Source organism: Streptomyces dioscori (assembly GCF_003024195.1).
Classification (GTDB): domain Bacteria; phylum Actinomycetota; class Actinomycetes; order Streptomycetales; family Streptomycetaceae; genus Streptomyces; species Streptomyces dioscori.
This window is the reverse complement of the sequence record NZ_KZ679042.1, coordinates 355704-378875: the sequence shown is the minus strand read 5'-3', so window position 1 is coordinate 378875 and position 23172 is coordinate 355704. Positions and strand designations below refer to the sequence as shown.

The 23172-nt window shown below is 73.2% G+C and carries 15 protein-coding genes; 3 read left to right on the top strand and 12 right to left on the bottom strand.

Translation table 11 applies throughout. From position 1 onward, the window contains the following. Positions 1 to 56 precede the first annotated feature (56 nt). Positions 57 to 1640 carry an FAD-dependent monooxygenase gene (locus tag C6Y14_RS15550; RefSeq protein ID WP_107017247.1) on the bottom strand — a complete coding sequence of 528 codons (1584 nt, stop codon included), beginning with the start codon at positions 1638 to 1640 and terminating at the stop codon, positions 57 to 59. A 50-nt stretch (positions 1641 to 1690) separates the two neighbouring features. On the opposite strand from C6Y14_RS15550, the gene C6Y14_RS15545 reads away from it, so the two are divergent. Together C6Y14_RS15545 and C6Y14_RS15540 are read left to right on the top strand one after the other, a co-directional pair. After that, a complete protein-coding gene (locus C6Y14_RS15545; RefSeq protein WP_107017246.1) occupies positions 1691 to 2329 on the top strand; it encodes a TetR/AcrR family transcriptional regulator C-terminal domain-containing protein in 639 nt (212 codons plus the stop codon). Then, positions 2326 to 2982 (top strand): DinB family protein, encoded by a 657-nt coding sequence (locus C6Y14_RS15540; protein WP_107017245.1) that lies wholly within the window; start codon positions 2326 to 2328, stop codon positions 2980 to 2982. The genes C6Y14_RS15545 and C6Y14_RS15540 overlap by 4 nt, the downstream gene beginning before the upstream one ends. A 17-nt stretch (positions 2983 to 2999) precedes the next feature. Here C6Y14_RS15540 and C6Y14_RS15535 read toward each other — a convergent pair whose 3' ends face one another. The 5 genes from C6Y14_RS15535 to C6Y14_RS15520 form a co-directional block, all read right to left on the bottom strand. Further along, positions 3000 to 4250 (bottom strand): saccharopine dehydrogenase family protein, encoded by a 1251-nt coding sequence (locus C6Y14_RS15535; RefSeq protein ID WP_107017244.1) that lies wholly within the window; start codon positions 4248 to 4250, stop codon positions 3000 to 3002. A gap of 79 nt (positions 4251 to 4329) precedes the next feature. Further along, positions 4330 to 6636, bottom strand: a complete 2307-nt coding sequence (gene secD / locus C6Y14_RS15530; RefSeq protein WP_107017243.1) for a protein translocase subunit SecD — start codon at positions 6634 to 6636, stop codon at positions 4330 to 4332. A gap of 76 nt (positions 6637 to 6712) precedes the next feature. Further along, positions 6713 to 7213, bottom strand: coding sequence for a hypothetical protein (locus tag C6Y14_RS44120; RefSeq protein WP_159074259.1), 501 nt, complete (start codon positions 7211 to 7213; stop codon positions 6713 to 6715). 115 nt (positions 7214 to 7328) lie between these two features. Beyond that, positions 7329 to 7556, bottom strand: coding sequence for a helix-turn-helix domain-containing protein (locus C6Y14_RS15525; RefSeq protein ID WP_107017242.1), 228 nt, complete (start codon positions 7554 to 7556; stop codon positions 7329 to 7331). Then, a complete protein-coding gene (locus tag C6Y14_RS15520; protein WP_107017241.1) occupies positions 7556 to 8053 on the bottom strand; it encodes a DUF2975 domain-containing protein in 498 nt (165 codons plus the stop codon). The genes C6Y14_RS15525 and C6Y14_RS15520 overlap by 1 nt, the downstream gene beginning before the upstream one ends. 177 nt (positions 8054 to 8230) lie before the next feature. On the opposite strand from C6Y14_RS15520, the gene C6Y14_RS15515 reads away from it, so the two are divergent. Beyond that, entirely contained in the window at positions 8231 to 9436 is a 1206-nt protein-coding gene (locus C6Y14_RS15515) for a cysteine desulfurase-like protein (protein WP_107017240.1), read from the top strand. A 22-nt stretch (positions 9437 to 9458) separates the two neighbouring features. Here C6Y14_RS15515 and C6Y14_RS15510 read toward each other — a convergent pair whose 3' ends face one another. The 6 genes from C6Y14_RS15510 to C6Y14_RS15480 all read right to left on the bottom strand — a co-directional run bounded on the left by C6Y14_RS15510 (position 9459) and on the right by C6Y14_RS15480 (position 23082). Continuing rightward, positions 9459 to 11366, bottom strand: a complete 1908-nt coding sequence (locus C6Y14_RS15510; RefSeq protein ID WP_107017239.1) for a hypothetical protein — start codon at positions 11364 to 11366, stop codon at positions 9459 to 9461. Beyond that, positions 11363 to 15058, bottom strand: coding sequence for a vWA domain-containing protein (locus C6Y14_RS15505; protein WP_199854744.1), 3696 nt, complete (start codon positions 15056 to 15058; stop codon positions 11363 to 11365). The genes C6Y14_RS15510 and C6Y14_RS15505 overlap by 4 nt, the downstream gene beginning before the upstream one ends. A 5-nt stretch (positions 15059 to 15063) precedes the next feature. Next, positions 15064 to 16233, bottom strand: coding sequence for an ATP-binding protein (locus C6Y14_RS15500; protein WP_107017237.1), 1170 nt, complete (start codon positions 16231 to 16233; stop codon positions 15064 to 15066). A gap of 70 nt (positions 16234 to 16303) precedes the next feature. Continuing rightward, complete coding sequence (locus C6Y14_RS15495) at positions 16304 to 21478, bottom strand: hypothetical protein (RefSeq protein ID WP_225891096.1); 5175 nt, start codon at positions 21476 to 21478, stop codon at positions 16304 to 16306. After that, on the bottom strand, positions 21475 to 22329 hold the full coding sequence (locus tag C6Y14_RS15485) for a DUF4132 domain-containing protein (RefSeq protein WP_107017236.1): 855 nt from the start codon (positions 22327 to 22329) through the stop codon (positions 21475 to 21477). The genes C6Y14_RS15495 and C6Y14_RS15485 overlap by 4 nt, the downstream gene beginning before the upstream one ends. 162 nt (positions 22330 to 22491) lie before the next feature. Next, complete coding sequence (locus tag C6Y14_RS15480; protein WP_107017235.1) at positions 22492 to 23082, bottom strand: TetR/AcrR family transcriptional regulator; 591 nt, start codon at positions 23080 to 23082, stop codon at positions 22492 to 22494. Positions 23083 to 23172 lie beyond the last annotated feature (90 nt).

Sequence of the window (23172 nt, the reverse complement as noted above, 5' to 3'; positions counted from 1 at the left end):
TACGTTCTCGCGGCTGGCTCCGTGGTGCGGCGGCCCCGCGCCGGTGACGGGCGCGGTCAGCCGGCCGCGGGGCCGTGTACGAGTGCGAGCGCCCGGTCCGCGGCGGCGGCCAGCGCGGTGTCGTCCGGGTCCGTACCGACCCAGGCGACGTGGCCGTCGGGGCGGATCAGGGCGGCACGTACCGCGGCCCAGGCGGCCGGGGGCCGGTCGAGGGCCGCGGTGTGCACGGTGAGCCCCGGGCGCGCCCGGTCCGCGAGGACACCTTCCGGCCGGACGCCTTCCGGCCGGACGCCCTCGGGCCGGACGTCTTGACCAGGTACGGATACGGGTACGGGTACGGATACGGATACGGATACGGGTGCGCCGCCCGTCAGGTCGAGGAGCAGGTAGCCGTCCGCGCGCACCCGCCCGTGCAGGCCGCTCCCGGAGTCGGTGAAGGCCAGGTCGGGGGCGCGGCCGCCGGTGAGCGGGTGGGCGGTCGTCTCGGGGGCCGGGTAGGCGACGGCGAGCGCGGTGAGGCGTTCGGACAGGGCCCTGCCGAAGTCCGGCTGCGTGGCGATCATCCCGCTGAGGAACGACCGCAGATCGATGCCCTCGGGAGTGAAACCGGTCATCAGGGCCGTCTGGGCGCGACTGTGCTCCATCAGCTGGGCGCCGACGGGGTGACGCTCGGAGTGGTAGCTGTCGAGCAGACCGTCCGGGGCCCGGCCGTCGAGGGTCGCGGCGAGCTTCCAGCCGAGGTTGTGCGCGTCCTGGATGCCGACGTTCATACCGACGCCTCCGGTCGGGAAGTGCTGGTGGGCGGCGTCCCCGGCGAGCAGGACCCGGCCGCGCCGGTACTCCGCGGCCAGCCGGGTGGCGTTGCCGAAACGGGACAGCCACACGGGGTCGCGCATCCCGTAGTCCTCACCGGTGATGGCGACGGCCTTGGCCCGCAGCTCGTCCAGCGTGAGGTCCTGCGGCGACTCGGTGGTGAGGCTGTCGGGGCTGATACCGACGAGACGGTGCAGTCCGCCCGGCAGGGGCGCGACCATCAGCGCGCCCCGGAGCCCGAAGACGCCGAACCCGGGTCGTGGCGGCCGGTCGAGCACGACATCGCCGAGCCAGCCCAGAACCGTGGAAGGCGTACCGGGAAAGTCGATCCCGGCGGCGGTGCGCACGGTACTGCGGGTGCCGTCGCACCCGACGAGGTACGCCGCCCGCAGCTCGTACGGCCCGTCGGTCCCCTGCACCTGCACGGTCACCGACCCGGTGTCCTCGGCGAACCCGCTGACGCGGTGCCCGCGCACGATCGTGGCACCGAGCGCGAGCGCGTACTCCTCCAGCAGTTCCTCGGTACGGGCCTGGGGCAGCGCGAGCGTGTACGGGAACGGGGTGTCCAGTTCCTTGAAGTCGAGCCGGTGGTCGAGCATGGCGAAATGCCCGGCCGGTATTCGCAGCCCCTCCGCGAGGAAGGGCTTGTGCACCTCACGCGAGGCGAAGATCTCGATGGTCCGCGGATGGATGGTGAGCGCCTTGGAGCGCTGATCGACGTCGGTCCGTTCCTCGACGACGGTGACCGATACCCCGCCCCGCCGCAGCTCGGCGGCCAGCCACAGCCCGACCGGCCCTCCGCCCGCGATGACAACCTGCTGTTCCACGCATCCTCCTAGGTCACTGACCAATAACGTGCCCGCAGTAAACTAGGTCAATGACCAATAGGCAAGTGAGTGAGGGCCGCGCCCCTCGGCTGGACCCCGCGACGGTGGTCCGGGCCGCGTTGGACCTGCTGGAGGAGAAGGGCCTGGACGCGCTGTCCACGCGGGCGGTCGCCGACCGGCTCGGCGTACGCATGAACACCGTGCTGTGGCATGTGAAGACCAAGGCCCGGATGCTGGAGCTGATGGCGGACGCCGTCGTCGGCGAGGCTCCGCTGGACGGGCTTCCCGCCGACTGGGACGACCGCGTGCGCGAACTCGCCCGCCGCTACCGCCGCGCCCTGCTCGCCCACCGCGACGGCGCCGCGCTCGTGGTCGGCACGTACACCGCCGAACCGCACACCCTGGCCTTCGCCGAAGCGCTGGTGACCGCGCTGCTGGACGGCGGTCTCGACGACCGGGACGCCGCCTGGACCACCTGGACGGTCATCTACCTCGCCCTCGGCCTCACCCAGGAGGAACAGGCGGTGCCCCGCGCTCCCCTGAACGACGGTCTGGCGAACGCGGTTTCCAGGACGGCCCACCCCGCCCTCCATCGGGTCCTCCACCACCTCGACGCGCAATCGTTCGACGAACGCTTCGAGTTCGGGCTGTCCGCGATCATCGGGAGAGCGGCAGACTTGGCCCCATGAACACATCGGATCCCGCCGCCGGTCACCGGACCACCGATCCCGATCCCGATCCCGAGGCCGCTCCCGAGACCGCTGCCAAGGCCGACCTGCACTTCTACCTGCAGTCGGCCCGTGACGCCCTGCTGTGGAAGCTCGAAGGGCTCTCGGAGTACGACGTCCGCCGCCCGTCGACGCCGACCGGCACCAACCTCCTGGGCCTGGTCAAACACGCGGCCGGGGTGGAGTCGGGCTACCTCGGCGACACCTTCGGACGGCCGTACGGGGAGTCGCTGCCCTGGCTTGAGGCCGACGCCGAGACCAACGCGGACATGTGGGCCACCGCCGACGAGTCACGCGAGCACATCGTGGGCCTCTACCGCCGGGCCTGGGCGCACGCGGACGCGACGATCGACGCGCTCGCCCTGGACACGGTCGGCCGGGTGCCGTGGTGGCCGGCCGATAAGAACGAGGTGACCCTGCATCACGCCGTCGTGCGCGTGATCGCCGACACGCACCGGCACGCCGGCCATGCCGACATCCTCCGCGAACTCATGGACGGGGCGGTCGGGATGAACGAGACCAACGGCAGTATGGCGCCGGGTGATTCGGCGTGGTGGGAGGAGTACCGAAGCAGGCTTGAGCGGGCGGCCCAGGAAGCCGAACGGAACGCGTGACGCCGCGCCGCCCAGGCTTATGGAGCGTCCGGTTCCGCGGTGGGAGCGGTCTCCTCGCGCATGCTCCACGGCGACCCGTACTCCGTGAGCAGGTCGAGGAACGGGCGGGGAGGCATCGCCTCGGGGCCGAGCACTCCGCTGCCGTGCCAGGCGCCGGACGCGATGAGTTCGAGGGCCGCCACGGGGTTGATCGCGGTCTGCCAGACCACGGCCTGGGAGCCGTACTCACGCATCGACCACTGGTTGTCGACCACGTGGTAGAGGTAGACCTCCCGCGGCCGGCCGTCCTTGGTGCCCTTGACCCACGTACCGGCGCACGTCTTGCCGTGCATGCGGTCGCCGAGGCCGGCCGGGTCGGGGAGACAGGCGGCGACGACGTCCCGTGGGGAGACCGCGACCCTGTTCCCGCCGCCGTCCACGGTGACCGGCTCGGTGCGGTCCAGGCCCAGCTTGTGCAGGGTCCGCAGGACGCCGATGAACTCGTCGCCGAGACCGTATTTGAAGGTGACCCGGCCGGCCTTCAACCACCGGGGGATCAGCAGGACTTCCTCGTGCTCGACGTTGACGCACTCCACCGGCCCGATGCCCGCCGGGAAGTCGAAGACCTCCGGCTCGCTGAAGGGCGGTGTGGTGAACCAGCCCCGGTCGGCCTCGTGGACGACCGGTGGGTTGAGGCATTCCTCGATCGTCGTCCAGATGCTGAAGGTGGGGGCGAAGTCGTAGCCGTCCACGACCAGGTTTGCGCCGTCACGGACGCCGATCTCCTCGATCTCGTCGAAGAGGACGTCGGCGGCGTAGCGGGCGAACACGTCGGACAGGCCCGGCTCCACCCCCATGCCGACCAGCGCGAGCCGGTCCGCCGCCTCCCACTCGGCGGACCGCTCGAACTGCGCGTCGCCCAGCTTGACGCCGCACTCCTCGTAGGGGCGCGTCGGATGCGGCCGGGACAGGGACATCGCCATGTCCAGGTAGTGCGCGCCATGAGCGAGCGCCGCGTCGAAGAGCGGCAGCACGAAACGCGGATCGGTGGCGTTGAGCAGGACGTCGCAGCGGTGCTCGGCGAGCGCGGCCCGTACGCCGTCGGTGTCCGAGGCGTCGAGCCGCACCGCCGCGAACCGGTGCCCGTCCTCGCCGAGCGCCGCGATGGCCGACTCCGCCCGTGCGAGGTCGTAGTCGGCGACAGCCATGTGCTCGAAGAAGAGGCGACGGGCCGCGATCCTGGTGATCGCGGTGCCGACGCCCCCTGCTCCGACCAAGAGGACTCGCATGGTGCAGCACTCCTTCGTCCCGCCCGCCCGTTTCGGTGGGCCAGGACGATAGCAGTGGCGCCACCGCGCGGTCCGGTCCCTACCGCGAGCGCTGTTCCTGTGTGCCGGACGGCGGCGGGTTGCTGCGGGCGTGCAGTTCGATGGCCAGGGGCGCGGCCGTGAACATCGAGGAGTACGTGCCGACGACGATGCCGATGAGCAGCGCGAGCGCGAAGTCGGTCAGGGAGTCACCGCCCAGCAGGGTGAGGGCGGCGAGGATGAAGACGGCTCCCATACCGGTGTTGACGGTCCGGGGGAGGGTCTGCAGGATCGCCGTGTTGGCGAGGACCGGGAAGGGGACCTTCTTTCGGGGGCCGCCGGGGCCGTCTGGGCCGTCCGGGCCGTTGGGACTGCCGGGGTCGTCGGTCCGGTTGGCGGCCGACAGTTCCCTGATCCGGTCGAAGACGACGACGGAGTCGTTGACCGAGTAGCCGATCACCGTCAGCAATGCGGCGAGGAAGACTCCGTCGACCGGCTTGCCGAGCCAGGCGAAGACACCGACGAGGATCAGGGTGTCGTGGACCATCGCCGCGACCGCGGACGCCCCGAAGGCCCACCGGAAGCGGACCGCGAGATACAGCAGTTGCGCGACCAGGGCAGTGGCTAGGGCGATGAGAGCCCCACGGCGCAGCTCGTCCCCGAGGTTGGGGCCGATCAGCTCGTCCCGTACCTTCTCGGCACCGCCCGCGAGCCCGCCGACCGCCTTGTCCACCTTCGCCGCCTCGGCGTTGCTCAGCTGATCGGTGCGTACGGTGAGACCGCCGTCGCCGGAGGTCTGCACGACGGCACCGGGCAGACCCGCGTCGGCCAGGGCCGCACGGGCGCGGTCGGCGTCGACGGGGGCGGAGGCGGCGTACTCCATGAGCCGTCCGCCGGTGAACTCCACGCCGAAGTTCAGCCCCTTGACCGCGATGCCCGAGGTGGCCAGGACGAGGGCGACGGCGGATGCGGCCAGCCAGGTGCGTCCGCGCCGCATCAGGTCGGGGTTGCGCAGGGTGAGCCAGTCGCGGACCCGCCCGGTGTCCGCGATACCGGTGAGCCGGGGACGCCGTCGTACGGACCGCCGGGCGACGGCGTAGTCGGCGAGGACGCGGGTGATGACCAGGGCGCTGAGCATGGAGGCGAGTACGCCGATGCCCAGGGTGACGCCGAAGCCCCTCACCGGCCCGGACGCGAGGAGGAAGAGCAGTCCGGCGGCGATGAGGGTCGTGATGTTGGAGTCGGCGATGGCACTGAAGGCATTGCGGAATCCCGCGGTGAGGGCCGGACGCAGGCCCTTGCGGCGGGCCGCGTACTCCTCACGGGCCCGTTCGAAGACGAGCACGTTGGCGTCCACTGCCATACCGATGGCCAGGACGAACCCCGCGAGCCCCGGGAGGGTGAGGGTGGCGCCGAGTGCGACCAGGGCCGCGTACGAGATGACCCCGTAACAGGCCAGCGCCACGGCGGCGAGGGCGCCGAGGAGCCGGTAGACGGCGATGATGAACAGCGAGGTCAGCGCGGTGCCGACGACGGCGGCCCAGGCGCTGGCCTCGATGGCCGCGGCGCCCAGGGTGGGGCCGACGGTACGTTGTTCGACGGTCTCGACCGGTACCGGCAGGGCTCCGCCGTTGATGAGGAGGCCCAGTTCGCGGGCCTCCTCCCGGCTGAACGAACCGGTGATCTGGGTGGACCCTCCGGCGATGCCCGTACGGCAGGCCACGGACGAGTTGACCTGCGGGGAGGAGATGACCTTGTCGTCGAGGACGATGGCCACGCGGCGGGCGGGGTCGCCGGCCGGATGACACGCGGCCCTGCCGGTCAGCTCGGCCCAGGCGTCGCCCGCACCCTTGAACTCGATGCCGACGAACCAGCCGGTACCGCTCTGCGGATCGACACGCGCCTCGGCGCTGTCGACGTCCGCGCCGGTGAGCGCGGACGGACCCAGGCGTACGGGACTACCGGACTCGTCGGAGTCGACCGTGCCCGGCTCTGTGCCCGGCTCTGTGGCTGGGTCTGTGCCGAGGACGGGGTGGAAGGTCAGTTGGGCGGTGCGGCCGAGGACGTCGGCGGCTTCGCGCGGGTCCTGGACGCCGGGCAGCTCGACGATGATCCGGTTGTCCCCGGAACGGGCGATGGTGGGCTCGGAGACGCCGAGCGCGTCGATGCGGTGGCGCAGTACCTCCACCGTGCGGTCGGTGGCTTCGGAGTCGGCTTCGGCGGTGGGGGAGTCGCGGGTCTCCAGGACGATCTGGGTTCCGCCGCGCAGGTCGAGCCCGAGGCGGACCGGGACGGTCAGGGTGACGTAGAGAGAAAGGGCCAGAACGGCCAGGGCGAAGAACGCCCGCACGCGGATGGCGCGCGTCAAGGGTGCCTCCAACAGGCATACCGCGCCCGGGGAACGGGCGCGGTGGGGATCGACTGTCGACTGTCGACTGGTGACGTCAGATGTCGGTCGGAGGCGGCGGGCCGCGCCCGCTGTGCTGCTCGGAATGCTGTGAAGGAGTGAAGGCGCCGAGTGCGGTCGGCAGTGGCAGCCCTGGTTTCGCCAGGGGGACCACGAGGCCGGGCGGGACAGGCACCCCGCCGGGAGGCGACGCGTGCCATTCGCCCGCAGTGACCCGGCCCGCACGGGGCGGCTGACCGCAGACGGTGGTGCAGGTGTCGTCGACGCCGGTGCGGGTGTCGGCTTGGCGGGTGTCGGCTTGGGCTTGGGCTGTCGCTGTCGCTGTCGCTGTCGCTGAAGCTGGTGCGGTTGCCGTCGCGAGTGCACGGCTGTCGTGTGCGGCGACCGTGACCGAGGTCAGTGCGTCGTAGGAGGCCGCTGCGGGATTGCCCTGAAGGCCGAGTACGCCGAGGAGCGTGAACAGCGCCGCCAGCAGTACGCCGGTGACGGGAGCCCGGTGCCCGGCAGTCGGCGAGGCCACGCGGGTTCGCTCTGTCATGACCTGCCCCTCCTCACCCGACTCCGGCCGAACGCGGCTGGGCCGACCAGGGGCGGCCCAACAGGACAACGTATGGGGAACGCACAAGGTTCGCGTTCACGCGGACCGGCACGGATCACATCTGAGTGTCGGTGTCGTCGTCAGGCACCCACCGCAGCACATCGCCGGGCTGGCAGTCGAGCGTGCGGCAGATCGCGTCGAGGGTGGTGAACCGCACCGCCTTCGCGCGGCCGTTCTTGAGTACGGCGATATTGGCGGGCGTGATGCCGACGGCGGCGGCGAACTCACCGACCGACAGATTGTGCCTGGCCAGCTGGACGTCGAGGTCGACGATGATCGGCATCAGACGACCGCGGCGATCTCGGTCTCCAGGTCCGTCGCCTTGCGCAGGAGTCCTCGCATGATGACGGTGAGCATCGCGAACGCCGCTCCCACGGCGACGGCCATCACCGTGGCCCCGAGGACTCCGAGCAGTTCCATGCCGTCGTCCGGAGTGGGGATGTCGGCCAGGAGGACATGCACGGCGACCCCGCCGGCCAGCAGCGTCGCCACGACCGAGGACCCGATGACGATGTCGACCCAGCGGAAGGCCAGCGCCGTGAAGATCGCGTCACGCTGGACCATGTCGAGCAGCATCCACACCGCGAAGAGGGCGACCTGGACACAGGCGACGCCGATGATCGCCAGCGTCACATAGGGCGTTTCGAACGGGGCGTAGGGCGGGAAACGCTCGACCTCGTCGGCCGCCGTCGTCGGAATGACCACGATCTGGCCGAAGAGCCCGACCGCGACCGTCGTGAGGATGCCCACCCGGAGTACGGCAATGAAGAGTTGATGCATGTATCGATTATCGATTGATGTCGATCGAAAATCAATCGATATCCCGAATGTGGCTCTGGAGGGGCCCCTTGTGGCAGGCGGGGCGAACGATCACGATGCAGGGGCGGCCGGGCTCGACGGGCAGGGCCGGCCCACAGCACAGCCGGTACGCCCGGCATGGCACCGACAGGAGCATTCGTGACGTACGACATCACCGCCCTCCGCGCCCGGTTCCCGGCGCTGAGCGCAGGGATCGCCCACTTCGACGGCCCCGGCGGCACCCAGTCCCCGCAGCCCGTCATCCGGGCGATCGCCGACGCGATGGGGCAGCCGCTGTCGATCCGGGGCCGGATGACACCGGGGGAGCGCAACGCCGAGGCCGTCGTCACCAGGACCCGACAGGCCCTGGCCGACCTTCTGGGAGCGCGGCCGACGGGGATCGTCTTCGGCCGCAGTGCCACTCAGCTCACCTACGATTTCTCCCGCACCCTCTCCAAGGCGTGGTCGCCCGGTGACGAGGTGGTCGTCACCCGGCTCGACCACGACGCCAACATCCGCCCCTGGGTCCAGGCCGCCGAACAGGCCGGTGCCACCGTGCGCTGGGCCGACTTCGATCCCGCCACCGGGGAACTGACCGCCGACGACATCCGTGCCGTACTGTCCCCGCGGACCCGGCTGGTGGCCGTCACCGCCGCCTCCAACCTGATCGGCACCCGCCCTCCGATCGCCGAGATCTGCGGCCTGGCGCACGAGGCCGGAGCGCTCACCTACGTCGACGGCGTCCATCACGCGGCCCACACGCTGGTCGACCTGGAGGAGCTGGGCGCGGACTTCTTCGTCTGTTCCCCGTACAAGTTCTTCGGTCCCCACCACGGAGTGCTCGCGGCCCGGCCGGAGTTGCTGGAGACACTGCGGCCGGACAAGCTCCTGCCCTCCACCGACGTGGTCCCCGAACGCTTCGAACTGGGCACCCTGCCCTATGAGTTCCTCGCGGGCACGGAAGCGGCCGTCGACTTCCTCGCCGGACTGGACCCCGACGCCACAGGGACGCGGCGGCAGCGCCTCGCCGCGGCCTTCACGGCACTCGAAGCACACGAGCAGACCCTGCGCGCACAGCTCGACAAGGGACTGGCCGCCCTCCCGGGCGTCCAGGTCCACTCCAAGGCGGCCGACCGCACCCCCACCGTGCTGCTCACCTTCGAGGGCCGGTCCACGGCGGAGGCGTACAGCTTTCTCGCGGAGCGCGATGTCCACGCTCCGGCGGGGTCCTTCTACGCGATCGAGGCCTCCCGGCGTCTCGGTCTCGGCGACACCGGCGGCCTCCGTATCGGCCTCGCCCCCTACAACAGCGCGGAGGACATCGAGCGGTTCCTGACGGGCCTGGCCGAGTTCCTGGCACGCTGAAGGGCCCGTCCGGGCGCCCGCCTCAGGAGGCGCCCCACGCCGCGGCGCACAGCGACCGGTCCACCTCCTCGGTGTAGTGGGCCGCCGCGAGCCAGGCTCGGGCGAACCGGCCGAGGTCGGCGGGGACGAGACGGCCGAAGACATCGCGGGACCGGTCCGCGGCAGCCGCGTGCAGTTCGTCGAGGAGGTCTCCGGCGCAGGCGAAGCCGTTACGGCTCAGACGACGGCTGTCGGCGGCGCTGTCACCGGGGAAGGCGAGCACGCGACGGCCCGCCGAGGCCGCCTGGTGGACACGGCGTCGCAGCACATGCAGCGGCGCCTCGTCCAGGAGGACGGGCGAGGAACCGGCGGCCGGCCCCGTGGAGTCCGTCGCGGGAGCGGGCAGGTCCGCGTGCTGGAGGCGGTCCAGGCCCAGGTCGACATGGGACCTGGCGTCACCGGGGTGTTCCGCGGCTACCAGGAGCGCCCGGGGTACGGGAGAGGGGTCGAGGCGGGCGACGACGCGCAAGCGGATGCCCGGAGCGGTCGCGAGGAGACGGAGGTTGTCGCGGTAGGGCAGCGCGGGGTGGTCGTGCGCGGCGGCCAGACGGAGAGTCAGGCCGTCGCAGTCGGCGAGCAGACAGTCGCCCGCGGCCTCGCGGACCGTGCCGGTGAGGGTCACATCGAGGAACAGCAGTCCGTCCCCGCCGGTGCCGGTCAGGGCGCGTGACACCTGTTCGGCGACCGGTACCCGCCACAGGCGGTCGAGAGGGGCCTCGCTCCAGGCGGCGCCCGCCGCACGTACGGCCCGCACGCCCGCACCCGCGCCCAGTCGGCCCGTCGGGGAGACGGTCGCGCCGGACACGGCGAGCCCGGCCCGCGACAGCTCCCGGTGGGTGAGAGCCGTGTCCCCGACCCGCACGGCCCGGCCGGCCGCACCCACGGCCCGGCCGGAACCGCCCGGGGCGACATCGGAGACCGTGCAGAGCCTGCCGTCGGCGTCGGCCGTCCAGGTGACCGCTCCCGCGTAACCGGTCGCCGTCAGGACGGGCTCGGAGAACAGCCCGTACAACCGCAGGGACCCGTCCGGAACGTAGGGCTGCCGTGCGGTGCCGCGCAGGTCGGCGAGTTCGGCACCGGTGGCGTCCGGAAGGCGGTGGGCCGTCATGAGGACGTCACGGAGAGCCGCGGTGAGATCGGTGAGGCGGTACGCCGGATCGGCGCTGCGAGCGGCCCGGAGCTGGGTGACCACGGAGACCGCAGACGCGGCGACCCGGGGCAGCCCACCGATCCGCGCGGTGTGCGCGGCGCGCAGCAACTCCGCCTGCAGCACGGCCCCGGCCCCGTCCGTACCGGCTTCGAGCACGGCGGCCGTGGCGGCGTACATGGCCAGCGCGGCGGTGCGCTGCCCGGGGGTGACGGTCTCGGACTCCGCCGCCGGTACAGGGGCCGATCGGGGCGGAGACCCGGCGCCGGTGTCCGAGCCGGACGAGGAGCCCGGCACCGGCTCAGGCTCCGGCTCCGGCTGAGCATCCGGTCCGGTCTCGGGTCCGGTCTCGGACCCGGCCTTGGGGCCAGGCTTGGGTCCGGTCTTGGTCTCGGACCTGGAGTCGGCTTCGGGCCCGGCGTCGGTTTCGGACCCGGAGTCGACTTCGGCTTCCGCCTCGGCGATCGGCGCGGCCGAGGCGGCGGCCGCGCGGTGCAGGCAGTCCGGTGCCAGCAGGCAGCCGCAACGGATCGCGTCCGCGCTGGTCACGCTGCCGCCGGGAGCGTGCAGTTCGAGGTGGGTGTCGTCGTCGACGGCGATCCGTACGGTGTCGCCGTCGCGGACGCACGGGCGGTCCGCTAGCTTGGTGATGCCGGCGTCCAGCCGCTTGCGGAGGCGGGGGGTGAGCCCCTGCACGAGCGCGGCGGTCACGGACGGGGCGACCGGAGGCAGGTCGAGGCTCATGAGACTTTCTCCCCTACCCAGCGGGCGAGTTCGAGCGGGCTGAGGGCGGCGACGGGCATGCCCGCGGCGACGAGCTGTCCGGCGACGCCGGTCGAGTACCGGGGGCGGCCGGTGTCGTCGAGACTCGCGCAGCCCAGGACATGGCAGCCCGCCCCGACGAGGTTGCGGACCTCGGCGAGCAGCCCCCCGATGGGATAGCCCTCCTCGAAGTCGCTGACGACCACGACGAGGGTGCGGGACGGCACGGTGACGAGCTCGCGGGCATGGCGCAGCCCCGCGGCGATGTGCGTGCCGCCGCCCACACTGACCTCAAGCAGCAGCGACAGCGGATCGTCGACATGGCCGGTGAGGTCGATGACCTCCGTGGAGAAGGCCAGGAAGTGCGTGGACAGGGTCGGCACGCCCGCCAGGACCGACGCCGTGAGCGCGGCCCAGACCGTCGAGGCCTCCATGGACCCGGACACGTCGGTGACGAGGATCAGCCGCCAGTCCGCGGCGCGTTTGGCGCGCGAGCGGAAGACGGGGTGCTCCGGAATGACCTGAACGGCCCCGTCCGGGCCGCGGCGTGCCGTCGCGAGGTTGGCGCGCAGGGTGCGGGCCAGATCGAGTCCGCCGCCCGGCCGTCGGCTGGGGCGCGGCAGGGTCGTGCCGTGCAGCGCGGGACGCAGCCGCGTGGCCAGCTCCCGGGTCAGTGCCTCGACCAGCCGGCGGACCAGGGGGCGCAGCGCGGCCAGTCGTGCCTCGGGCAGTCCTCCCGCGTGCCGGAGCACGGTACGCAGCAGGTCGACGGAGGGCCGCACGCTCGCCGGATCGAGTTCCGCGAGGACGTCCTTGCGGCCCGACGCGGCGGCGGCCGCCAGCACCTCCTCCCGGATGCCCGGGCCGAACAGGGCGGCCAGTTCCTCGGACCACTCGCGCACACCCGGGTACGCGGCCTCGCGGCCGCCGCGCGAGCCCGGTCCGTTCAGCCCGCCCCTGCTGCCCTCGCCGCGTCCGCTGCCGTACAGCTCGTCCAGCGCGGTCGCCAGCGCCGAAGCCGAGGCCGGCAGTTGATCCGTACGGCGGCCGAGCACGAGCCGCCAGCGGTCGGCGGCCCCGAGGACGTGATCCTCGGGCTCACCTTCCTCGGACGTGTGCGGTGCGGGGTTCTCCGTCGGCGGTACGAGCTTGTCCGCGGAGGGCGGCGGCAGCAGCCCGAGCGTGCGCAGGGCGGCCCGGGCCGCGAGGTCCGCGCGGGTCCAGGTGGCCAGCACGACGGGGTCGACGCCCCCCGTGTCGCTCAGCCGCGTGGTGGCGAGACGCTCCTCGACGATGTCGAGCAGCCGGTCGCGGGCCGCCGGACTGAGCGCGTCGAAACCACCCCGGAGCGCGGGCAGCCGATCGAGCAGGTCCCGGTCGGGCATCTCGGCCACCCGGTCGAGCAGGGGCTCCAGGGCGGGCGCCGCCGCCTCCAGCAGCGGACCGGCGGCGGTCAGTACGCCGACGAGACGATGGGTGAGGGCGGCTCTGGACTCGGGGGCAGCGGCCCCGTCGACCCAGGAGGCGATCCGATCGCCGAGAGCGTGCGGATCCTCGTGTCCGAGGAGCACCCGTACGGCTCCGGCGGCGCCGCGCATCAGCGGAGAACCGTCGGCGGCCAGCCGGGCGAGCGCGTCGACGAGCCGTATACCCCCCAACAGGTCGGCGCGATGGGCGAGTTCGACCAGTGCGTGTGCGTCGGCGGGTTCCTCGGAGCCGGTGAGGCCGTCGACCTGCCGCACCGCCGCGGCGGTCAGCAACTCGGCCACGGCGGCCACCGTGGCGTCACGTTCCCCGTCGGCGTCGAGACCCGCGACGTGCCCCGTCCGCAGCCGGTCCAACAGGGCTAGGGCGTCGAGCAGTTCCGGCAGCGTGGCGGACCGGGGCAGCACATCGCGGACCTCGGTGAGACGTTCGTCGGTGAGGGCCGGCAGGCCGCACTCCGCCGCCTGCCGGAGCCCCCGCAGGGTCTGTGCGGCCGTGGGACCGCCGTCGTCCTGCTCGGCCCGCCGCCGTTCACGCAGCAGACCTTCGGCGGCCTGCGCGGCGGTGACTCCCCGGACGCCGGCCGCGGTCAGCATGGCCGCGGTGGCCGGTGTCCAGCGCACCTCCCAGCGCGAGGTCAGCGCCTCCGTGCCGCCGGCGCCCACGGATTCCCTGGGCTCTCCATAGGGGACACCGCACACGGTCAGCCGGTGCAGCAGCAGTTCGCGGCGGCGGTCCAGGTCGGAACGGAGCGGGTCCAGCCGCAGTTCCCGAGTGGCGTCGCCGCCCTGGCTGTCGGGGCCGGGCAGCCGCAGCGCCGCCAACTCGTCCTCCACCGCCGGAGCCAGGCCGCTGCGGGGCGCGCCGGGTGCCGGACGGCCACTCCGCTTTCCCACGAGCACCCGCTCCATGGCCCGCGCCACGGCCCGCCCGCGCCCGTACGGTTCGCCCTGTGTGAGGACCGTCTGCACCGCCTCGACCAGCTCGCCCCGGCCCGCCGCCGGGAGGCCGCGCAGCCGGCTGAGGTCTCCGGCGAGGCGGCTGATCTCCCGGGCCTCGGCGGGGCCCGACGGATGGCCCATGGAGCGCAGTTCGGCACAGACCTGTACGGCGGCGCGCGTCAGGGACTCCTCCAGCGCGGCCGGATCGCCTGCCGCGCGCAGCACCAGATGCTGCCACTCCGGGTCCCGGATCCCCGCCGGATAGCCGGACCGCTCGTCGAGAAGCGCGTAGGTGTAGGGGATGAGCGAGGTCGTCCAAGCCGCCGGAGCGGCGGTGGCGGTGCCTTTGGGAGAGGCCGCCGGGCTTCCCGCACCTGAGCCGGGCGGCACCGGTGAGCCGGACGGCACCGGTGATGGGGAGGCCACCGGGGAGTCGGGCGGCGCCGGTGCGGCCGAGGACGCCTGTGACGTCAGCGCCGGGGCATGGAAGGCGCCGACCACCACGGCGGCCCGTTCGCCGTTCGCGGTGGCGGCGGCCAGCCGGGCGCGCATCCATTCCTCGCGTCGAAGGTCCAGCGCGGGCACGCCTCCCGAGGCCGCCGCCTCCTCGCGCAGCGCCCAGCCCGTCAGGAGCGCGGCGCGCCGCAGCGCTTCGGGAGGTGACCCCGGGGCGGCGGCCTCGACGAGGCGGTCCCACAGGTCGTCACCGGTACGACCGGTCAACCGGGCGCGCAGGGCGCCGGCGAGGCCGGCTGTGGCGTGGGCGGCCGCGGCCTGGATGGCCGGTGCCGGCACCGGAGCAGGCGAAGGCGAAGGTGCAGGCACGGGGCTGCCGGTCGGCAGCGGGGCCGAGGGGCGGTCCGTGTCCTCGCGGCCGGTGCTCCACGCCCGGTCGGCGAGCGGCAGGTCGCAGGCGACGACCGGCACGTCGTGCCGTGCGGCCCAGCGCACGGCGGCCAGTTCGGGAGAGAAGTCGGCGAACGGATAGAAGGCCGGGCCCCGGCCGCCGCCCCCGTCGCGGGGAGCGGCGGCGAGGGCGACCGGTGCCCGCGTCTCCTCATGGCTGAGCCACGGCAGCCATTCCTGCATCTCGTCGGGGAGTTCGACGAGCAGTACGTCCGGCCCGGCCGCGTCCAGCAGTGCGGGCACGGCCGCGGCCAGTGAGGGCGCGTGATGCCGTACGCCGATGAGATAGGGCGCCGCCGGGTCGGTGAGAGCCGCGACGGCTTCCTCGGGGGAGAGGGGCACGGTGGTCAGTCCTCCAGGACGGTGCGCAGGTCCCACAGGGTGCGCCAGGTGGCGGAGCCCTGCTCGGCGCGGCGCCTGACAGGACCGTCCCAGTAGCCGCGGAGGCGGGCCGCGTCGGCGGGGTCGTCCTTGCGGACCACGCCGAGCAGATGCCCCGGCAGCAGGCCGAGGACATCGCGGTCGCCGGGGAAGTAGGCGGCGGCGAGTCCGAGGGCGCCCGCCACGGACACGGCTTCCGCGGTGCTCATCACCGTGGAGGGCCGCTCTACCTCCCAGCCCTCCGCGGACCGGCCCTCCCGCAGGTCCCGGAAGGCCGTGACGAGCGCTTCCAGCACGGCGTCGTCGACCTTGAAGGGTGCCCCGGCCCGCTCGACCGAGGCACGGGCCTGACTGCGGACGAGCGCGGTCTCGGCGTCGAGGTCCGCGATGGGTCCGATCGTCTCGAAGTTGAAGCGGCGCTTGAGCGCGGCCGACATCTCGGAGACGCCCTTGTCGCGCAGGTTGGCGGTCGCGATGAGGGTGAAACCGGGCGCCGCGTGGGCCAGGGCGTCCTCGGTGCCCGCCAGTTCGGGCACGGCGATGCGCCGCTCGGAGAGCAACGACACCAGGGCGTCCTGCACTTCGGGCAGACAGCGGGTGACCTCCTCGACCCGGGCGACGGCCCCCCTGGTCATGGCGGTCAGGACGGGCGACGGCACCAGGGCCTGTCGGCTGGGCCCCTGGGCCAGCAACAGGGCGTAGTTCCAGCCGTACTTCAGCTGGTCCTCCGTCGTGCCCGCGGTGCCCTGTACGACCAGGCCGCTGGTGCCGCAGACCGCGGCGGACAGCAGCTCCGACAGCATGGACTTGGCGGTGCCGGGCTCGCCGACGAGCAGCAGCCCGCGCTCACCGGCGAGCGTGACGACACACCGCTCGACCAGGGCACGGTCGCCGACGAACTTCCCCTCGACCACCAGGCGCCGCGGCACGCCCTCGGGCACCTGGGCGCCGTCGGGCAGCCGCAGGGCCCGGCCGTCGCTGCCCATGACGAACGTGACGACGGCGCGGGGCGTGAGCCGCCACGCCGGTGGCCGCGGCCCGTCGTCGTACGCGGCCAGGAAGGCCAGCTCGGTGGCGTACCGGTCCTCGGGCGGGGTGATCTGGCGGCCCGGGGCGGAGGCCAGGGTGGTGGTCATCGGTGGTCCGTCCGGTGGGGTCGGTGGGGCAGCGGGGTCATCGGGAGACGGGGCGTCGCCTTGCGGGCGCTCATCGGCGGCCCTTCCGGGTGGCGCGGGTGGTGAGCTGCTCGTAGGCGGGCGCGTCCCCGTCCTGGACGCGCCGCCAGGCGCGCGCGAACAGGTCGGGCACCGGGAGGAGCGGCACGGCACGCGTGTTCTCACGTATCGGGTAGAGGCTCTCCTTCCAGGTCTCCACCGGCAGGGCGGGGGACTTGAGGTCGCGCCAGCCGCACGGCAGGAAGAGGGTGCGCCCGGCGCGCGGCCGCTTCGCCTCCACCACCAGGCCGGTGGCGGCCAGTTCGGCGCGGGCCTTCTTCAGCCGGGTGGGCTTCCAGCCGGTCCAGCGGGCGCAGTTGCGGTCCGTCGGATCGGGCAGGGCCAGCAGCTGGAGGTAGAGCGTCGCCGCGTCCTCGCCCAGACCGTGGGCCGCGGCCACCTCGGCGACCAGTGCGGGAGCGGAGACGGTCGGGTCCTGGGCGTATCCGGCGGGGCCTTCGGGGTCCGTGCCGGCCTTCAGCGCGTGGGCCAGCTCGTCGTCGAGGATCGCCCGCAGGGACTGGACATCGGCGTCTCGCTGCGGTCCCACCAGGCCCGCGAGGAGCCCGATGACCGCGTCGTCGGGACCGGTCAGGGCGGCGGGGCGCAGCAGGACCGTCTCGCGCTCGGCGTACCAGGGCCGCAGCGCGAGGGCGTCCCCGACGGGTGTCAGGCCGTACGCGTCGGCGCCCCCGGTGGCGGGAAGCCCGTACGCCTTGCGCAGCTCGACCGCCGTCGAACCGCCCTTCTCCGTCCACATGACATCGAGTCCGAGCAGCAGCTCGGGGTCGGTGAGGCGCTGCCGCAGGGCGGCGAGGCCCTCGGGCAGGAGCGCGCGCAGCGGGTGTCCGTACGGCAGTGCGTAGGCGAGTGAGGCCAGCGCGGCCACCGCGCGGGTCAGATCGCGCGCCCCGGGCAGGGCGGCGGGGTCCGCCGCGACGAAGTTGCCGTCCTTGTCCGGGCGCTGCACCGTGGTGCGGCTGATCCAGGGGGTGAGCCCCGGATTGAGCACGGACTCGGCGGAACCGGCGGGCAGCCCGGCGAGATCGACCGCGAGGTCCTCGGGCAGGCGGACGACGGAACCGAGCCGCTCGGCCCACACCCGGCCCGCGGCCGCCGTGTCGGGGCCGGTGGTCCACAGGTCCGCGGGGTCCTCGGGCAGCAGGGCGCTCAGCAGCGCGGACCGGTCCTTCCGGCCGAGTGACGACAGACGGCCGTTGCCCAGGTCCAGTTGCCGGGGCTTGAGTCCGATCGTCGCGAGGGCGTCGGCCTCGGGATTCTGCGGGCGCGCGGCGAGCAGCACCGTGGCCTGGACGGGGCCCAGGCCGCCGCCGGTCGCGTCGGCGAACGCGGCGGGCGCCTCGGGCAGCCACGGGGCGGCCCCCTTGTCCCGGACCAGCCGGGTGACGGCGGCGAGCCCGTTCTCCGGGAACGCCTGCACCACCGGGGTCTCCTTCTCCAGGGTGAAGTGGGCGACGGCACCGAACGCGCCGGAGGGGTCGTGGTCGAGGGCGAGCCAACTGACCCGGGAATGCTGGGTGTCGACGTTCTGGCAGCCGAGGACGACCACGGTCCGGCCCTTGCGGCGGAGCACCTGACCGACACGCTGCTGCCTGGTGTGCGGCTCGCACAGCACGATCTCGCGCAGCGCGCCGCCGGGTGCGGCGATCGGCCCTTCGGCGATCGCCTCGAAGAGCAGGAGCAGCGCTTCCCGCTCGGCCTCGCTCGCCACGGGCATGGCGGCCCGGTAGGCCAGCGGCCGCAGCGCGGCGAGCAGGGACGTCCACGCGCTCCCCATGCCGGGGATCGTGTGTTCCTCGCTCCGCCATCCGTCGCCGACAGCGCCCGTCCGGGCGAGGTCGGGCAGCGGTTTGCCCTCCGCGGGCCGTCCGGACAGGACATGGTTCACGGACCGGATCTGGCGCAGAGTGGTCCACTGGGACTCGCTGCCCCAGCCTCCCCACATCTCGGCGAGGCCGTCGACGGCCGTGCGTACGGACCGGTCGTCGCCGTGCACGGGACTGTAGTCGGGGAACATGCCCTCGGTCCGCCGGCGGTCGGCCTGCGGACGCTCGACCGGCGGCTCGACGAACGTGCCGACCGACCCGACGACGCGGAGCGCCGCACGGACCAGGGCGGACGCACCGGTGAGCAGCCGCTCGTCGGTGAGGCGGGGCAGGACCTTGGACACGGCACGCCGGACGACGTCGTCCGCGGACGCCACGACGGGCCTGCCGTCGGCGGTGGTCCTGGCCGCGTCGCCGGTGCCGAGGACGGTGTCACCGGCTTTGAGGATCTGTGCCTGCCGCTTGACGAGGGCTCGGTCCGCGGCGGCCAGGATCTCGGCCGCCGTCCTGTCGGTGAGCGCGCGCAGCACGGCGGACGCCCGTTCGTCACGGGGGCGCAGCGCGTGCCAGAAGGCGACCGGCGGCACGAGCCGCGTACCGGCCGCGAACTCCCCGCCGCCCTGACCGGGTGTCACCCGGCCGAGTTCGCCGGAGTCCGAGGTGTCCCCGGCGGCGAACAGTGCGACCTGCTGGTGGAACTGTGCCGCGACGGGCTCTGCGCCGCCGGGCAGCCGCAGCGCCCCCAGGGGGAAGCCCCCCGGCCGGCCGTCGGCCGCCGGCCGGGTGACGGTCCGGCCGTCCGGCGTACCCGTGGTCGTCCGGGCCTCGGCTCCGGTGCCCTCCGAGCGCACCCAGCGGCCGAGAACCGTGCCGTCGGTGCCGAACGGGCTCCGTTCGAGGCCGGGTTGCAGCGGCAGGACCTGGCAGTGGTGCTGCAGGAGCGTGGTGTCCTCACGGATGCCCGACCGGAGAAAGGCGGGCAGGGACGCACGGCCGTGCGTTCCGGTGGCCGGGTCGTACTCCAGCCAGACCTGCTGCAGCCCCTGCCTGCCCTGGCGCCAGCACGTCGTGCCGTCACCGATGACGGGGCGGTCGGCGGGCAGGACGGTGTCGCCTGCGTGCAGGGTGCGTCCGCCGGTGGCACGGCCGCCGCCGGACAGCGGGAGCGAGGGATCCGTGGCTTCGCTGCCGTACCAGTACGGCAGTTGCTCGCCGCCGAGGGTGAACACCTCGGACGGCCGGGCCGACCAGTAGCCGAACTGCTTGTTGTCGTGCCGCCACATCACGAGCAGTTCACCGTCGGTGTAGCGGAACCGCGGATACGTCCAGCGGTCCAGCTCGACGGGCAGCCGCACCTCGTGGTCGAGGAGTACTTCCTCCGGGCCGACGACGACCGCCTTGTGGCCGCGGGAGAGGATCAGGGCGGGCCAGGCCTCCGTGAGGCGCAGCTGGTCGTCCTGGTTGCGGCCCGTCTCGTTGTCCATGAGCCGCAGCGCCTCGTCGAGGGCGGGCCAGCCCAGCTCGTCGGGGATGCCGGCCCGCAGGGTGCGGCCGAGCAGCGGCGCGATCTCGTGGCCCGCGACGCGTGCGACCGCTCGCGGGCTCACCCGGGCGGCGACCGGGCGGAAGGGGCGCAGACGCTGGAGGGCGGCGCGGGCGCCGGGCAGGCCCGTCGACGCGCCGAACGTCTCGGCCGCGTCGTCCAGCCACTCGCGCAGCACGTCGTGCAGTACGGGGTGGTCGGCCAGGCTCGTCAGCAGTTCGGCGGAGAGCGACCGGTCGTTGCCCAGCGTCCCGATGGCGCGGTGCAGCAGCGGGCGGCAGCGTGCGTCCGCGGCGGTGGCGGCCAGGTCGCGGCCACCGGGCCGGCGCTCGCGGAGCCAGCGGTCGAGGGCCAGATGCACGTCCTTGTCCGCGGCGGGCATCGCGAGCGGGATGCCCTGCGCCACGCACAGGTCCAGCAGGTCGAGGTCGGCACCCGCGTACCAGCGGCCCGTGAAGAGGTCCACGGTCCGGCCGTCGGCGCGCAGGCGGGGCGCCATCCGTTCGACGAGCTGAAGGGTGAGCGGGGAGCGCCCGCTGACCGTGGCGCCGTGCTTGCGGTGGGTGGCCCAGCGGCTGAGCCAGTCCGCCGCGTCGACGCCGTCGGCCGTGACGTTGCCGCCGACCGAGCCGCCCGCGCCACCCGCGCCGACCTCATCACCCGGATAGCCTGCGGCACCTGCGGCACCTGCGGCACCTGCGGCACCTGCGGCACCTGCGGCACCTGCGGCACCTGCGGCACCTGCGGCACCCGCCTCGCCCACGCCGTCCTCGCCGGTGAGGAGGCGGTCGGCGCCGCTCTCCGTGAGCAGCGTCAGCCAGAACTCGTCGTTCTCGACATCGCGTCCCAGGCCGGTCGGCATGATCTCCAGCAGCCGGGCCCGTACGGCGGGTTGCCGCTCGGTGAGGACGGCGAGGGTGGCTCGGTACGCGGTCCAGAAGGAGGCGGGTGCCCGCACCGCGGCGGGTGAGGCGACCAGGTCGGCCACGAAGGCGCATTCCTCGGTCACCCGGTCGAGCCCCGCGGCCTTGATCAGACCGCGGGCGTCCTGCGGCAGCGACGCGTACGGCGGCATGCCGGCCGCGCAGCGCTCCACGCACAGCTGCCGGAACTGCGCCCACGCCGTGGCAGGGTCGAGCCGGTGGGCCAGATCCTTCACATGCTCCTTGAGTGCCTTGACCGTCAGCGCCCCGGCGAAGGCGAACTCCAGGAACACGGCACGCTGCCGCTCCTCGTCGACGGTGAGCGCGTGCACCCGCTCGGCCTCGCGGGCCTTGCCGAAGAAGGTGGCCCCGTACGTCGTGTTCTCGTGCTGGAGGAAGACCCGCGCGGCCTGCTCGTAGAAGGTCGGCAGGAAGTGCGGCACGGCCCGGCCGAGCCGCTCGCCGAGCGCCTCGAAGCCCTCCTTGGCCGTGCCGGGGCGGGACTTGGCCTGGCGCGCGAGCCGTTCGACGTCCTTGACCAGCGCCAGTGCGTGGTGTCCGTTGGCAGGGTCGTTGACCAGTGCCCAGGCCGGGAAGCCGAGGGTCTCGCGGAGGACCTGCCCGACCTCGGGCGCCTCCGGCTCACGGACCAGACCGAGGAACTCCAGAGCCAGGTCCTCGGCCTCGCCGAGCGTGCCCGGTACGAGACGGACGGCCACCCGGCCGTCCAGTGCGGGGTGGCTGTAGGTCCGCACGGTGAGTGTGTCGGCGTCGTCGCCGGTGTGGGTGCCCGGGGGCAGGACGGCGCCGGCTTCGAGCAGCGCGGCCGTGTCGGTGTGCGCGTACGTGGTCATGCTGCCTGCTCCTCGTCCTCGATGTCACGCCCGGCGAACAGGGTGGCCGCCATGCGCATGCCCTCCGACCAGGCGACGGGCCCCACCTGACCGAGCTTCAGCACCTTGCCGGCGCCGTCCGTCCACATCAGGGGGCCGGTCTCGGTCTGCTCGTAACTGTCGTAGTCGCCGATCCAGACGCGGGCCTCGACGCCGCGCGAGTCCTCCCGCACGGAGCAGACCGCGTTGCCGCCGCGCACGCGGTAGCCGTGCTGGGTGGTCCGGCCCTGCAGGAAGCGCAGTTGCTTGAACGCGCCGCCCGCGTAGTCCTCCACGGTGGTTGCTTCGGCGTCGAGGGCCGCGGGACGGTGCCACACCTCGCGGAAGAGCTGCTGGGCGCGCTGCTCGACACCGATCTCGACGGCGAACTCCCGCAGTTCCTCCAGGTCGTCCAGGAGGACGGGGTGGGGGAGGTGGACGAGTTCGGGGGTGATGCGCACGCTGTCTCCGTCGAGGTCGACCAGACCGAGACCGCGGTCGAGGTCGACGTCCCGCAGGAATCCGGCCACTTCGTGGTCCGGGCCGGTGACGACGAGATCACGGAGCGCACTCTGCCAGGCGGGATCCGGCCACACCCGCGCGATGACCGCGAAGGGCACCGGGAGCGAGCGCACCATCCACTTCTCGACGTCGGTGAGGCACTGGCGCTCGTGCCGCTCCAGCCACTCGGCGAGCTGCCGCAGTCCCATGACCGCGGGATCCTCCGCGATTTTGGGCGGTACGGACTTCAACAGCCGTCCCGCGGCGTTGCGGCACACCACCTTTCCGCCGTCGAGGCCGACCTCGTAATCGCCGGCCGTGACCCACCCCATATGTGCCTCCCCGCACTTCACTGATCAAGTGCGGAGAACTCTAGGTGAGACCACTGACAACGCCCTTCCGGAGGCCACCCGGCCCGGCCGGCGGCGACCTCAGTCGCTTTCGAGCCAATCGCCAACTGCAGTCACCCATCGGCAATCACCCATGGGCTGCTCTCAAGGCCGGCGGCGCAGGCCCGCGACGAGGATCTCCACCAGTCGACGTGCGTCGTAGCGAGGGTTGTTGCCCGCGCCCGCACAGAGCCCGCCGACGCCGCGCATGAGTGCGTACGGATCCATGCCGGGGTCGATCTCCCCCGAAGCGGCCGAGGCGTCGAGGAGTTCGGCGCACACGGGCACAAGGCGCTCAAGGAAGTAGGAGTGCAGGGGGTCGTAGCAGGGGTCGTCGGACTGCAGCACGGAGGCGAGCCCCTGCTTGGTGACCACGAAGTCGACGAACAGGTCGATCCACCTGGCCAGCGCGGCGTACGGCTGCGGGCCGGACGCCAGCAGCGCGGGACCGGCCTCGGCCAGGGCCTCCACCTGATGCCGGTAGACGGCGACGATGAGGTCCGCCCGAGTGGGGAAGTGGCGATAGATGGTGGCTGTCCCGACGCCTGCCTCGGCCGCGATGTCACGGATGGGCGCCTCGACACCCGACGCGACGAAGACCGTGGCGGCCGCGTCCAGCAGGACCCCTTCGTTGCGGCGCGCGTCCGCCCGTTTGGGGCGTGCCGTACGTCCCGCGCCCTGCTCGCTTCCGCTCACCGCACCGTCCTTCCCACAGCCGACTCTCGCCGCCGACTTTACTAAACGGGACGCTGTCCCGTATGTTCGAAGTCAATGCGGGACAGTGTC

Excerpts from the sequence above, each read along its gene's own strand:
- C6Y14_RS15500 (WP_107017237.1), bottom strand. The coding sequence starts at position 16,233 with ATGACCACCACCCTGGCCTCCGCCCCGGGCCGCCAGATCACCCCGCCC.
- C6Y14_RS15540 (WP_107017245.1), top strand. The coding sequence starts at position 2,326 with ATGAACACATCGGATCCCGCCGCCGGTCACCGGACCACCGATCCCGAT.
- C6Y14_RS15485 (WP_107017236.1), bottom strand. The coding sequence starts at position 22,329 with ATGGGGTGGGTCACGGCCGGCGATTACGAGGTCGGCCTCGACGGCGGA.
- C6Y14_RS15525 (WP_107017242.1), bottom strand. The coding sequence starts at position 7,556 with ATGCCGATCATCGTCGACCTCGACGTCCAGCTGGCCAGGCACAATCTG.
- C6Y14_RS15535 (WP_107017244.1), bottom strand. The coding sequence starts at position 4,250 with ATGCGAGTCCTCTTGGTCGGAGCAGGGGGCGTCGGCACCGCGATCACC.
- C6Y14_RS15545 (WP_107017246.1), top strand. The coding sequence starts at position 1,691 with ATGACCAATAGGCAAGTGAGTGAGGGCCGCGCCCCTCGGCTGGACCCC.
- C6Y14_RS15510 (WP_107017239.1), bottom strand. The coding sequence starts at position 11,366 with ATGAGCCTCGACCTGCCTCCGGTCGCCCCGTCCGTGACCGCCGCGCTC.
- C6Y14_RS15520 (WP_107017241.1), bottom strand. The coding sequence starts at position 8,053 with ATGCATCAACTCTTCATTGCCGTACTCCGGGTGGGCATCCTCACGACG.
- C6Y14_RS15495 (WP_225891096.1), bottom strand. The coding sequence starts at position 21,478 with ATGACCACGTACGCGCACACCGACACGGCCGCGCTGCTCGAAGCCGGC.
- C6Y14_RS44120 (WP_159074259.1), bottom strand. The coding sequence starts at position 7,213 with ATGACAGAGCGAACCCGCGTGGCCTCGCCGACTGCCGGGCACCGGGCT.